We start from the raw sequence: 10,783 nt of genomic DNA, 5'->3' as shown, positions 1-10,783 counted from the left end.
TCGCCGATGATCTCGGCGCGGTAGCGCTCCTTGAGCCGGGGCGCGACCTTGGTGGGGGTCTCGTCGACAGCAGTCATCAGATCTCCTCACCGGTCTTCTTCGAGTACCGAACGGACCGCGTGACCGTCTTCGTGGTGCCGTCGGGCAGGCGGCGCTCCTGCTCCTCGCGCCGGTAGCCGACCCGGGTGACGACCTTCTTGCCCTCGTGCTCCACCACCAGCATCACGTTGCTGACGTGGATCGGGGCCTCGACGGTGACGATGCCGCCGGTCTTGGCGCCGCGGGAGGTCTGGCCGACCTTCTCGTGCTTCTTGACCCGGTTCACGCCCTCGACGATGACCTTCTGGGTCGCCGGGAAGGCCTGGACGACCTTGCCCTGCAGGCCCTTGTCCTTGCCCGTGATGACCTGGACCAGGTCGCCCTTGCGGATGTTCATCTTGTGCGCCATGGCTACAGCACCTCCGGGGCGAGCGAGATGATGCGCATGTACCGCTTGTCGCGCAGCTCGCGGCCCACCGGGCCGAAGATGCGGGTGCCGCGCGGGTCACCGCCGTCCTTGATCAGGACGGCCGCGTTCTCGTCGAAGCGGATGTACGAGCCGTCCGGCCGGCGGCGCTCCTTGACGGTGCGCACGACGACCGCCTTGACGACGTCGCCCTTCTTGACGCCGGCGCCCGGAAGCGCGTCCTTGACGGTGGCGACGATGACGTCGCCGATCCCGGCGTAGCGGCGGCTGGATCCACCGAGAACCCGGATGCAGAGGATTTCCTTAGCACCGGTGTTGTCGGCGACCCGCAGCCGCGATTCCTGCTGAATCACGTTCTACTCCTGACAGTGTTGGATCTGGCTATTGCGAGCCGCCCGGCCTTGGTGCGGCTGTAGATTTCCGCGGCGGGAGAGAAGCTTCGCTTCACCGCCGCGAAAATCTGCGCCGCGGGCCGGCCGTCTCGCAAGCGCCCTGTCTCTTCGCAGAGATGTGCGGGTTGCTTACTTCGCCTTCTCGAGGATCTCGACCACGCGCCAGCGCTTGGTCGCGGACAGCGGACGGGTCTCCATCAGCAGGACCCGGTCGCCGATACCACAGGCGTTCTGCTCGTCGTGCGCCTTCAGCTTGCTGGTACGGCGCATGACCTTGCCGTACAGCGCGTGCTTGACGCGGTCCTCGACCGCCACCACGACGGTCTTGTCCATCTTGTCGCTGACCACCAGGCCCTCGCGGACCTTGCGGCGGTTGCGCTCCTCGGCGCTCTCCACGTTCGTTACCTCGTCGCTCATTCGGCACCGTCCGTGATACCGAGCTCCCGCTCGCGCTGGATCGTGTAGATCCGCGCGATGTCGGCCTTGACGGCCTTCATCCGGCCGTGGTTCTCCAGCTGGCCGGTGGCCTGCTGGAAGCGGAGGTTGAACAGCTCCTCCTTGGCCTCGCGCAGCTTGCCGGCGAGCGCCTCGTCGTTCAGCTCGCGCAGCTCGTGCGTCTTCGTCCCGATCGCCATCAGACCTCGCCTGCCTCGCGCTTGATGATGCGGCACTTCAGCGGCAGCTTGTGCGTGGCCCGCAGCAGCGCCTCACGGGCGACCTTCTCGTTCGGGAAGGACAGCTCGAACAGGACGCGGCCCGGCTTCACGTTGGCCACCCACCACTCCGGGGAGCCCTTGCCGGAACCCATCCGGGTCTCGGCGGGCTTCTTGGTCAGCGGGCGGTCCGGGTAGATGTTGATCCAGACCTTGCCGCCACGGCGGATGTGCCGGTTGATCGCGATACGCGCGGACTCGATCTGGCGGTTGGTCACGTACGCAGGCGTCAGGGCCTGGATGCCGTACTCGCCGAACGCCAGCTCGTTGCCGCCCTTGGACGCGCCGGAGCGGGACGGGTGGTGCTGCTTGCGGTGCTTGACCCTGCGAGGGATCAGCATGGGTCAGCCCTCCTTCGGAGCTTCAACTGCCGCTACCGCCTCGGCCGGAGCCTCGGTCGGCGCGGTGACAGGGGCCTCGGTCGGACGACGCTCGCCGCCGCGGGCCGGACGCTCGCCGCGGCCGCCGGGACGCCCGCCGCGGGGACGGTCGCCGCCACGCCGCTCGTCGCGGCCGCCGGCCGGACGACCCTGGCGCTGCGCGGCGGCCTCGGCCTCGCGAGCGGCACGCAGGTTGGCGACGTCGCCCTTGTAGATCCACACCTTCACGCCGATCCGGCCGAAGGTGGTGCGGGCCTCGTAGAAGCCGTAGTCGATGTTCGCGCGCAGCGTGTGCAGCGGAACGCGGCCCTCGCGGTACTGCTCGGACCGGCTCATCTCCGCGCCGCCGAGACGGCCGGAGACCTGCACCTTGATGCCCTTGGCGCCAGCCTTCATGGTCGACTGGATCGCCTTGCGCATGGCGCGACGGAACGCGACACGGCTGGAGAGCTGCTCGGCCACGCCCTGGGCGACCAGCTGCGCGTCGATCTCGGGGTTCTTGACCTCGAGGATGTTCAGCTGCACCTGCTTGCCGGTCAGCTTCTCCAGCTCGCCGCGGATCCGCTCGGCCTCCGCGCCGCGGCGGCCGATCACGATGCCCGGACGCGCGGTGTGGATGTCGACGCGCACGCGGTCACGGGTGCGCTCGATCTCCACCTTCGAGATGCCGGCGCGCTCCATGCCGGTGGTCATCAGCTTGCGGATCGCGACGTCTTCCTTGACGTACGCCTTGTACAGCTTGTCGGCGTACCAGCGCGACTTGAAGTCGGTGGTGATGCCGAGGCGGAACCCGTGCGGGTTGACTTTCTGGCCCATTACCGGGTCCTGCCCTTCTTGCCGCCGGCGTTCGCCGGGACGAACTCCTCGACCACGACCGTGATGTGGCTGCTGCGCTTGCGGATCCGGTAAGCCCGGCCCTGCGCGCGCGGCTGGAACCGCTTGAGGGTGGGGCCCTCGTCGACGTAGGCCGCGGCGATGTAGAGGTCGCCGAACAGGTTCTTGTTGTGGCGCGCGTTGGCGGCAGCCGACGCGACGCACTTGGCCACGGGACCGGCGGCGGCCCAGGGCGCGAACTTCAGGTAGTCCAGCGCCTTGTCCACCGGCAGCCCGCGCACCTCGTTGACCACGCGACGGACCTTCATCGGGGTCATCGGGACGTGCCGGGCCTGGGCCAGTGCCTGGTTCTCGGGCAGGTCCTTGGCCTTGTTCTCAGCCACGGCGGGACCTCCGATCTTCCTTCACGTGACCCTTGAAGGTGCGGGTCGGGGCGAACTCGCCGAGCTTGTGGCCGACCATCGACTCGGTGACGAACACCGGGACGTGCTTGCGGCCGTCGTGCACGGCGATCGTGTGGCCCAGCATGTCCGGGACGATCATGGAGCGCCGGGACCACGTCTTGATGACGTTGTGGGTGCCCTTCTCGTTCTGAACGTCCACCTTCTTCTGCAGGTGGTCGTCCACGAAGGGACCCTTCTTGAGACTGCGCGGCATCTAGACCTCCTCCTAGCGCTTCTTGTTCGTCTTGCGACGGCGGACGATGAGCTTGTCGCTGGGCTTGCCCGGCTGGCGGGTGCGCCCTTCCTTCTGGCCCCAGGGCGAGACCGGGTGGCGGCCACCGGAGGTCTTGCCCTCGCCACCGCCGTGCGGGTGGTCGATCGGGTTCATCGCCACACCGCGGACGGTCGGGCGCTTGCCCTTCCACCGCATGCGGCCGGCCTTGCCCCAGTTGATGTTGCTCTGCTCGGCGTTGCCGACCTCGCCGACGGTGGCGCGGCAGCGCGCGTCGACGTTGCGGATCTCGCCGGACGGCATGCGCAGCTGCGCGTAGGGGCCGTCCTTGGCCACCAGCTGCACGCTGGCTCCGGCCGAGCGGGCGATCTTCGCGCCGCCGCCGGGCCGCAGCTCGATGGCGTGGATGGTCGTACCGGTCGGGATGTTGCGCAGCGGCAGGTTGTTACCCGGCTTGATGTCGGCGTCGGGGCCGGCCTCGACCCGGTCGCCCTGCTTCAGCCGGGACGGCGCGATGATGTAGCGCTTCTCGCCGTCGGCGTAGTGCAGCAGCGCGATGCGCGCGGTGCGGTTCGGGTCGTACTCGATGTGCGCGACCTTCGCCGGCACGCCGTCCTTGTCGTCCCGACGGAAGTCGATGACGCGGTAAGCGCGCTTGTGGCCGCCACCCTGGTGACGGACCGTCACGCGCCCCTGCGCGTTACGGCCGCCCTTCGAGTGCAGCGGGCGCACCAGGGACTTCTCGGGGAAGTCCCGGGTGATCTCGGCGAAGTCGGCAACGCTGGCGCCGCGGCGACCGGGGGTCGTCGGCTTGTACTTGCGGATGCCCATGGCTTCTCAGATTCCTCTGCGTGTCCTCGGTGTCCGATCCCCTTAGGAGACCGGGCCTCCGAAGATGTCGATCCGGCTCTTCTTGCTCGCGTCCCTCGGATTCGGATCGACCGAGACGATGGCGCGACGGGTGTCGGGGCGCTTGCCCCAACCGGCGCGGGTGCGCTTGCGCTTGCCCTTGCGGTTGATCGTGTTGACGCCCGTGACCTCGACGTCGAAGAGCAGCTCGACGGCCTGGCGGATCTCCGTCTTGTTGGCGTCCTTCTGCACGATGAACGTGTACTTGTTCTCGTCGAGCAGCGCGTAGCTCTTCTCCGAGACAACCGGGCGGATCAGCAGGTCGCGCGCGGCGTTGTAGCGGTCGTACGCGGGCATCAGGCCTCGTCTCCTTCCGCGGCGTCGGTCTTCTTCGCCGGGCCGGCCACGAACGCGTCGTATCCGGCCTTGGTGAACACCACGTCGTCGCTGATCAGCACGTCGTACGTGTTGAGCTGGTCGGCGTGCAGCAGGTGCACCTCGGGCAGGTTGCGCAGCGACTTCCAGGCGTTGAGCTCCTCGCGGCCGAGCACGACGAGCACGTGCTTGCGGTCGGTCAGCTCCCGGATGGCGCCGAGCGCGGTCTTGGTGTGCGGCTTCTCGGCCACGTCGAACGCGTCGATCACGTGCAGCCGGCCGTTGCGCGCCCGGTCGGAGAGGGCACCGCGCAGGGCGGCGGCCTTCATCTTCTTCGGGGTGCGCTGCGAGTAGTCGCGCGGGACCGGACCGTGCACGACGCCACCGCCGGCGAACTGCGGCGCGCGGGTCGAGCCCTGGCGGGCGCGGCCGGTGCCCTTCTGCCGGTACGGCTTCTTGCCGCCGCCGGAGACCTCGCCACGGGTCTTGGTCTTGTGCGTGCCCTGACGCGCCGCGGCCAGCTGGGCCACCACGACCTGGTGGATCAGCGGCACGTTCGCCGGGACGTCGAAGATCTCCGCGGGGAGATCGACAGTCAGAGTAGTCGTCATCTCTTATCAGCCCTTAGCAGCCGTCTTCACGAGCACGACGCCGCCGTTGGGGCCCGGGATGGCGCCCTTGATCAGCAGCAGGCCCTTCTCGGCGTCGATGGCGTGCACGGTCAGGTTCTGCACGGTCACCCGCGCGTTGCCCATCCGGCCGGCCATCCGCACGCCCTTGAAAACGCGGCCCGGGGTGGCGCAGGCGCCGATCGAACCCGGGGAGCGGTGCTTGCGCTGGGTACCGTGCGAGGAACCCAGGCCACGGAAGTTGTGCCGCTTCATGACACCCGCGGTGCCCTTACCCTTCGAGGTGCCCACGACGTCGATGCGCTGACCGACCTCGAACACCTCGGTGGTGAGCTCCTGGCCGAGCGCGTAGTCGGCGGCGTCGTCCGTGCGCAGCTCGACCAGGTGGCGGCGCGGGGTGACGCCGGCCTTGTCGAAGTGGCCCTTGCGCGGCTTGTTCACCTTGCGCGGGTCGATCTCGCCGAAGGCGATCTGGACCGCGGCGTAGCCGTCCTTCTCGGTGTCGCGCACCTGGGTCACGACGCAGGGCCCGGCCTTGACGACGGTCACCGGGACCACCCGGTTGTCCGCGTCCCAGACCTGCGTCATGCCGAGCTTCTCGCCCAGGAGGCCCTTGATCTGCTTACTCATGATCGGCAGGTTCCTTAGAGCTTGATCTCGATGTCGACGCCGGCCGGCAGGTCGAGCCGCATGAGCGAGTCGACGGTCTTGGGGGTCGGGTCGAGGATGTCGATGAGCCGCTTGTGGGTGCGCATCTCGAAGTGCTCGCGCGAGTCCTTGTACTTGTGCGGCGAGCGGATGACGCAGTACACGTTCTTCTCGGTCGGCAGCGGCACCGGGCCCGCGACCTGCGCACCAGTGCGGCTCACCGTCTCGACGATCTTGCGCGCCGAGGAGTCGATGACCTCGTGGTCGTAGGCCTTGAGCCTGATGCGGATCTTCTGTCCCGCCATGGCTGCTTCGAATTCCTTCTCTTCGTAAACCGCTTCGACCTCCCCGCGGGGGCGGGGATGCCTCTGTTCGGAGCCGTCTGTCCGGTTTTCTCCGACCCACGCGGTCGGGCGTGTCGCGCTGCTACCGCACACGAGGGCGCGGCAGCAGGGCACAACCCTGCCGGCCACCATTGCTGATGAGCGCGGGCCCTGGAGGTCCACCGCGCAGCTGGCACGCCTTCTGGCGAGACTTCGCGAGTGGCTGGTACTTCACTCCGGGCGCCCGGCGAAAGGGCAACCCTCGCCGAGCAACTGAAACAGTATGCCGGAGTGCCCTGCCCGAGGCCAAATCGGCACTCGGCCACGCAGGCCGTCCCGCCGCGGCCGCGCCCGGCGTCTCGTCCGCGCGGAGACCGGCGCCGCACCGGTGCCCACCGCAACTAGGATGCCCGGGTACCTCCGTTTTCGCGGCAGGAAGCAGAGCCTTGAGCGCAATAACCCCGGATCTCGTGCCGCGGCCGGACGCCGCGCGCGCGAGACGCGCCGCTCCCCTCCCCCTGCGGGACCGTTTGCGCGAACGCGTCTGGCCGCCGATCGCAGTCTACGTGGCGGCGCACGCGGTGCTGCTCGCGGCCGTCTTCGCCATCCTGCTGCACGCGTCGGCGGACCCGGTCGCGGCCCTGGGCCGCTGGGACGGCATCGCCTACCGGCAGATCAGCCGGTACGGATACGAGACGCACCTGCTCTACTCGCCGAACGGCGTGCCGCAGGAGATGCGCATCGCCTTCTTCCCGCTCTTCCCGTACCTGGTCAAGCTGGTGGCGTTCCCGCTCGGCGGATCCACACTGGCTTCGGGGATTCTGGTCTCGACGGTCGCCGCACTCGTCGCCTCGGTCGGCATCTACCGCGTGCTGCGCGGCTACATCTCCGACCGCGCGGCTTTGCTCGTCGTGGCGCTGTGGGCCGCCGCCCCGACCGCGTACCTCGAGTCGATGGTGTACACGGAGTCCTTGTTCACCGCACTCAGCGTGTTCGCGCTGATCGCGTTGATCAGGCATCGCTGGCTGACTGCCTCCGCGCTGACGATCCTGGCGGGGCTTACCCGCTCGACCGTGGTGCTCGTCATCGCGGTCGTCGTCGCGGCGGCGCTGATCGCGATCATCCGGCGCCGGGACGGTTGGCGGCCCTACGCGGCGATCGTGCTTTCTCCGCTGGGCATCGTGGGCTACTGGGCGTTCCTCGGGTTGCGCCTGCACCACTTGAACGCCTGGTTCATCTCGCAGGAGGCGCCCGGCTGGCGCTCCTCCTTCGACTTCGGCCGCCAGACGGTCAAGGTGGTCGTCCAGCAGCTGACCTTCTCGCAGATCGGCAGCGCGTACCGGACCGTGCTGCTGATCTCGATCGCGATCCTGGCTCCGCTGCTGGTCTCCACGATCCTGCTGGTACGCGACCGCACCATCGCCTGGCAGCTCAGTGCCTGGTCGGCGGCGACTGTGGTGTTCACGCTGCTCAGTTCTGGCGCCTTCACCTCCAAGCCCCGCTTCCTGCTCCCCTGCTTCCCGCTGCTGATTCCGGCGGCGAAGCTGCTGGCCAAGACGAGGCTGTACGCGGCGATCCCGATCATCGCCGTGCTCGCCGTGCTCGGCGGCTGGGTCGGCGCCTACTTCGTGCACTGGGCCAACGCGGCGCCGTAACCCCGCTGAACGCGGCGCATAGCGGCGTGGTCCAGTCATATAGTCTGCCGCCATGCCCACACGAGCAGGCCGGCGATCACACTGGATCGTCGTCGCCACAAGCCTCGCCGTGGCGGCGACGGCGACCGTGGTCGCCGTCCATGCGGAACCGCCCGCGAAGAGCGCGGCCGCGGTCCACGCCGGCGGGGCGAGCGCCGCGCCGAAGAGTTCGCCGACCCCGACGAGTTCCGGGCCGCACCTGCTGAGCTTCGGGGTCGCCTACGGCGCCGCGCTGCTCAGCGAGTCTGACAAGGCGCTCGGCAAGAGCCTGGATGACGCGGTGGCGCTGGGCGCGAAGTGGGTCCGCACCGACCTGCCGTGGGACCTGGTCCAGCCGTCCGGCCCGAACCAGTACGACTGGCAGAGCGTCGACCGCGTGGTGACCGCGGCGAACAAGCGCGGCCTGAAGATCCTGCCCATCCTGGACGATCCGCCGTTCTGGGCGCGCACCAAGTCCTGCCAGACGCAGGTCAACTGCCCGCCGGCCAGCGACTCCGCCTACGCGCACTTCGCCGCCGTCGCCTCCGCCCGTTACGCACCGCGAGGCCTGCACACCTGGGAGATCTGGAACGAGCCCAACATCCCGGTCTGGCTGCCGAAGCCGGACCCGGCGGCCTACGAGAAGCTGCTCGCCGCGACCTCCACGGCGCTGCGCAAGGCGGATTCCCACGCCTTCATCGTGCTGGGCGGACTGGCCGCGGTCCCCACCCAGCCGAGCATTAACTACGTCTCGCCCTTCGACTTCCTCACCGCCGTGGCCGCGTTGGGCGGCACCAAGTACGTCAACGCCGTCGGATACCACCCGTACTCGCTGCCGACGCTCCCCAGCGTCGCCGCGAACTTCCAGTTGATCTCCAGCTCGCGGGACAACCTGGTGGCGGTACTGCAGAAGTACGGGACGCCCGACGTCTCGATCTGGCTGACGGAGAGCGGCGCGCAGGTCAGCGAGGCGCTCAACGCCCAGGTGACCGATCCGCTCGCGCTCCAGGCCGCATACGCGACGGACCTCGTGCAGACCGTCGCGCTGAACGGCCACGTGGGCGCGGATTTCTGGTTCTCCGACGAGGACTTCCCGAAGGCGGGGCTCCTCTACGGCCTGCGTGACGGGGGCGGCAAGCTGCGTCCGGCGTTCAACGCGCTCAAGACGGCGATCGCGTCCTGCGGGTGCAACAGCAAGCAGTAGGCGCACCCCGGGCGAGCCCTAGACCGTCAGCGTCCTGAACAAACCCGCATAACGGCGCGTCAGCGCCGGCCACGCGAACTGCTCTTCGACGCGACGCCGTCCGGACGCACCCATCCGATCGGCCAGCTCCGTGTCCTCAAGCAGGCTGCGGCACGCCTTCTCCAGCGCCGCGGGATCGCCCGGCGGCACGAGCAGCCCGGATTCTCCGTTCTCCAGCACGAACGCCGGGCCTCCGACGGACGAGGCCACTACCGGCGTCGCGCAGGCCATCGCCTCCAGCAGCACCATGCCGAAGGCCTCCGCGTCAGTCAGCGAGGGCAGCACGAGCACGGCCGCCGACTGCACTGCCTCGACGAGGTCCGCGCCGTCGAGCGAACCGAGGCTCTCGACGCGGTCGGCCACGCCGAGCGATGCGGCCAGTTCGAGGTGGTCGGGCAACGCGTCTCCGTCGCCCACCAGCTTGAGCCTGACGTCAGGCAAATCGCTCAGCCCTGCCAGCGCCCTGATGAGGACGTCGATGCCCTTCCACGCCGAGGTCCGGTCGATTCGGCCGACGTATATGAGGTCTCGGGGGCGTTGCGAGGCGGGCGGTCCTGGCGTGAACCGGTCCACGTCGACGCCCGGCGTGATTTGGATCGCACCGGAGCGTCCGGCGGCCAGCGCGACTGGTGAGACGGGCACCAGTACGTCGGCACGGTCGAAGACGCGCGGCAGGATGTGGCGTTCGTAGCGGCCGATGAGCCAGTCCGCGAGGCCGGTGTCCGCGCCGCCTTTGTGCATCGTTCCGGAGTGATAGGTCAGCACTGCGGGTCGTTTCCCTGACACCGCGACCGCGATATCGCCGAGGCCGGGCACCGGCGCATGCGCGTTCACGACATCCGCGCCCAGTTTGCGCAACCAGCGGCGCACCTGGAACGGCCACAGTGGGCTCAGTGGGGTGTTCGATAGCCGAAGCCAGCTGCCAAGCCGGACGATCTGCACGCCGTCCTGCACTGATACACGGGTGCGGAACTTGGTCTCACCGGTCGTGAGCACCACCGGCTTCAGGTCGGGTTCGTGCGTGAGCGCGCTCGCGATTTGGGCGGCGTATCGCTCCACGCCGCCGATCCTGGGCGGGTAGTGCGGCGCGACGATGGCCACGGTCCGGACAGCCATCATCAGTGCGACCCTGCCAAGATCGCGGCGTAGTGAGCCTCGTGTTCGTCGAGTACTGCGTCCATGGCGAAGCCCTTGGCGCGTCGCGCCGATTCCGCCCCTAGCCGTTCGAGCAGCGCGCGGTCGCCCAGCAGCTCCGAGAGCGCACGCTCCAGGCCGTCGACGTCTCCGGGCTCGACCAGTCGGCCGTTTCGCTCGTCCACCAGTTCCGGCAGCCCACCGGTGCGCGAGGCCACTACAGCCCGTCCGGTCTGCATGGCTTCGAGGGCGACTCGGCCGAACACCTCCGGCCACAGCGACGGTACGACCACCACCGCGCAGGAGCGCAGGCAGCGCGCGATCTCCGGCTGTCCGAGCCGGCCTCGGAACTCCACCCTGCCTGCGGCCACCAGATCGGCGGCGGCGGATTCGAGCATGGCACGCTCCGATCCGTCGCCGATGATCGTCAGGTGTGCTTCGGGGCGGTC

Annotated in this window: 17 protein-coding genes; 2 read left to right on the top strand and 15 right to left on the bottom strand. The window is 69.0% G+C overall.

Annotated elements, in window-relative coordinates:
- Positions 1–76: 76 nt before the first annotated feature.
- The 13 genes from rplX to rpsJ form a co-directional block, all read right to left on the bottom strand.
- The gene (rplX, locus tag VFB40_RS21305; RefSeq protein ID WP_324839888.1) at positions 77–436 is read right to left on the bottom strand and encodes a 50S ribosomal protein L24; all 360 of its coding nucleotides are present in this window, start codon (positions 434–436) and stop codon (positions 77–79) included.
- Positions 437–450: 14 nt separating this feature from the next.
- Positions 451–819 (bottom strand): 50S ribosomal protein L14, encoded by a 369-nt coding sequence (gene rplN, locus VFB40_RS21300; RefSeq protein WP_034266103.1) that lies wholly within the window; start codon positions 817–819, stop codon positions 451–453.
- A 168-nt stretch (positions 820–987) separates the two neighbouring features.
- Positions 988–1,275: a 30S ribosomal protein S17 gene (gene rpsQ / locus VFB40_RS21295; RefSeq protein WP_324839859.1), complete on the bottom strand. Its 288-nt coding sequence runs from the start codon at positions 1,273–1,275 to the stop codon at positions 988–990.
- Positions 1,272–1,493, bottom strand: a complete 222-nt coding sequence (gene rpmC / locus VFB40_RS21290; RefSeq protein ID WP_324839860.1) for a 50S ribosomal protein L29 — start codon at positions 1,491–1,493, stop codon at positions 1,272–1,274. The genes rpsQ and rpmC overlap by 4 nt, the downstream gene beginning before the upstream one ends.
- Complete coding sequence (rplP, locus tag VFB40_RS21285) at positions 1,493–1,912, bottom strand: 50S ribosomal protein L16 (protein WP_211468862.1); 420 nt, start codon at positions 1,910–1,912, stop codon at positions 1,493–1,495. Before rplP ends, rpmC begins: the two co-directional genes overlap by 1 nt.
- Positions 1,913–1,915: 3 nt before the next feature.
- Positions 1,916–2,767, bottom strand: a complete 852-nt coding sequence (gene rpsC / locus VFB40_RS21280; protein WP_324853376.1) for a 30S ribosomal protein S3 — start codon at positions 2,765–2,767, stop codon at positions 1,916–1,918.
- Positions 2,767–3,168, bottom strand: a complete 402-nt coding sequence (rplV, locus tag VFB40_RS21275) for a 50S ribosomal protein L22 (RefSeq protein ID WP_349261576.1) — start codon at positions 3,166–3,168, stop codon at positions 2,767–2,769. Before rplV ends, rpsC begins: the two co-directional genes overlap by 1 nt.
- Complete coding sequence (gene rpsS, locus VFB40_RS21270) at positions 3,161–3,442, bottom strand: 30S ribosomal protein S19 (protein WP_324853374.1); 282 nt, start codon at positions 3,440–3,442, stop codon at positions 3,161–3,163. The genes rplV and rpsS overlap by 8 nt, the downstream gene beginning before the upstream one ends.
- 12 nt (positions 3,443–3,454) lie before the next feature.
- Positions 3,455–4,291, bottom strand: coding sequence for a 50S ribosomal protein L2 (gene rplB, locus VFB40_RS21265; protein ID WP_324853372.1), 837 nt, complete (start codon positions 4,289–4,291; stop codon positions 3,455–3,457).
- Between the two features lie 42 nt (positions 4,292–4,333).
- Positions 4,334–4,666, bottom strand: a complete 333-nt coding sequence (gene rplW, locus VFB40_RS21260; protein WP_324853370.1) for a 50S ribosomal protein L23 — start codon at positions 4,664–4,666, stop codon at positions 4,334–4,336.
- Positions 4,666–5,295, bottom strand: a complete 630-nt coding sequence (gene rplD / locus VFB40_RS21255; protein WP_324853368.1) for a 50S ribosomal protein L4 — start codon at positions 5,293–5,295, stop codon at positions 4,666–4,668. The genes rplW and rplD overlap by 1 nt, the downstream gene beginning before the upstream one ends.
- A 6-nt stretch (positions 5,296–5,301) precedes the next feature.
- On the bottom strand, positions 5,302–5,943 hold the full coding sequence (gene rplC, locus VFB40_RS21250) for a 50S ribosomal protein L3 (protein ID WP_324853366.1): 642 nt from the start codon (positions 5,941–5,943) through the stop codon (positions 5,302–5,304).
- Positions 5,944–5,957: 14 nt separating this feature from the next.
- Entirely contained in the window at positions 5,958–6,266 is a 309-nt protein-coding gene (gene rpsJ / locus VFB40_RS21245) for a 30S ribosomal protein S10 (RefSeq protein WP_034266131.1), read from the bottom strand.
- 584 nt (positions 6,267–6,850) lie between these two features.
- Here rpsJ and VFB40_RS21240 point away from each other — a divergent pair.
- Together VFB40_RS21240 and VFB40_RS21235 are read left to right on the top strand one after the other, a co-directional pair.
- Positions 6,851–7,939 carry a putative hexosyltransferase gene (locus tag VFB40_RS21240; RefSeq protein WP_324853364.1) on the top strand — a complete coding sequence of 363 codons (1,089 nt, stop codon included), beginning with the start codon at positions 6,851–6,853 and terminating at the stop codon, positions 7,937–7,939.
- A gap of 52 nt (positions 7,940–7,991) precedes the next feature.
- On the top strand, positions 7,992–9,161 hold the full coding sequence (locus tag VFB40_RS21235; RefSeq protein ID WP_324853362.1) for a cellulase family glycosylhydrolase: 1,170 nt from the start codon (positions 7,992–7,994) through the stop codon (positions 9,159–9,161).
- An 18-nt stretch (positions 9,162–9,179) separates the two neighbouring features.
- Here the strand turns inward: VFB40_RS21235 and VFB40_RS21230 are convergent, their stop codons facing one another.
- Both VFB40_RS21230 and VFB40_RS21225 read right to left on the bottom strand, forming a co-directional pair.
- Complete coding sequence (locus VFB40_RS21230; protein ID WP_324853360.1) at positions 9,180–10,319, bottom strand: glycosyltransferase family 4 protein; 1,140 nt, start codon at positions 10,317–10,319, stop codon at positions 9,180–9,182.
- A partial coding sequence (locus VFB40_RS21225; protein WP_324853358.1) for a glycosyltransferase family 4 protein occupies positions 10,319–10,783 on the bottom strand: 465 nt, incomplete at its 5' end. The genes VFB40_RS21230 and VFB40_RS21225, both read right to left, overlap by 1 nt.

The sequence above is a fragment of the Actinocrinis sp. genome (assembly GCF_035650855.1).
GTDB lineage: Bacteria > Actinomycetota > Actinomycetes > Streptomycetales > Catenulisporaceae > Actinocrinis.
This window is presented reverse-complemented; position numbering and strand designations above follow the sequence as displayed.

Excerpts from the sequence above, each read along its gene's own strand:
- rplX (WP_324839888.1), bottom strand. The coding sequence starts at position 436 with ATGAACATCCGCAAGGGCGACCTGGTCCAGGTCATCACGGGCAAGGAC.
- rpsQ (WP_324839859.1), bottom strand. The coding sequence starts at position 1,275 with ATGAGCGACGAGGTAACGAACGTGGAGAGCGCCGAGGAGCGCAACCGC.
- rpmC (WP_324839860.1), bottom strand. The coding sequence starts at position 1,493 with ATGGCGATCGGGACGAAGACGCACGAGCTGCGCGAGCTGAACGACGAG.
- rplP (WP_211468862.1), bottom strand. The coding sequence starts at position 1,912 with ATGCTGATCCCTCGCAGGGTCAAGCACCGCAAGCAGCACCACCCGTCC.
- rpsC (WP_324853376.1), bottom strand. The coding sequence starts at position 2,767 with ATGGGCCAGAAAGTCAACCCGCACGGGTTCCGCCTCGGCATCACCACC.
- rpsS (WP_324853374.1), bottom strand. The coding sequence starts at position 3,442 with ATGCCGCGCAGTCTCAAGAAGGGTCCCTTCGTGGACGACCACCTGCAG.
- rplB (WP_324853372.1), bottom strand. The coding sequence starts at position 4,291 with ATGGGCATCCGCAAGTACAAGCCGACGACCCCCGGTCGCCGCGGCGCC.
- rplW (WP_324853370.1), bottom strand. The coding sequence starts at position 4,666 with ATGCCCGCGTACGACCGCTACAACGCCGCGCGCGACCTGCTGATCCGC.
- rplD (WP_324853368.1), bottom strand. The coding sequence starts at position 5,295 with ATGACGACTACTCTGACTGTCGATCTCCCCGCGGAGATCTTCGACGTC.
- rplC (WP_324853366.1), bottom strand. The coding sequence starts at position 5,943 with ATGAGTAAGCAGATCAAGGGCCTCCTGGGCGAGAAGCTCGGCATGACG.
- rpsJ (WP_034266131.1), bottom strand. The coding sequence starts at position 6,266 with ATGGCGGGACAGAAGATCCGCATCAGGCTCAAGGCCTACGACCACGAG.
- VFB40_RS21235 (WP_324853362.1), top strand. The coding sequence starts at position 7,992 with ATGCCCACACGAGCAGGCCGGCGATCACACTGGATCGTCGTCGCCACA.
- VFB40_RS21230 (WP_324853360.1), bottom strand. The coding sequence starts at position 10,319 with ATGATGGCTGTCCGGACCGTGGCCATCGTCGCGCCGCACTACCCGCCC.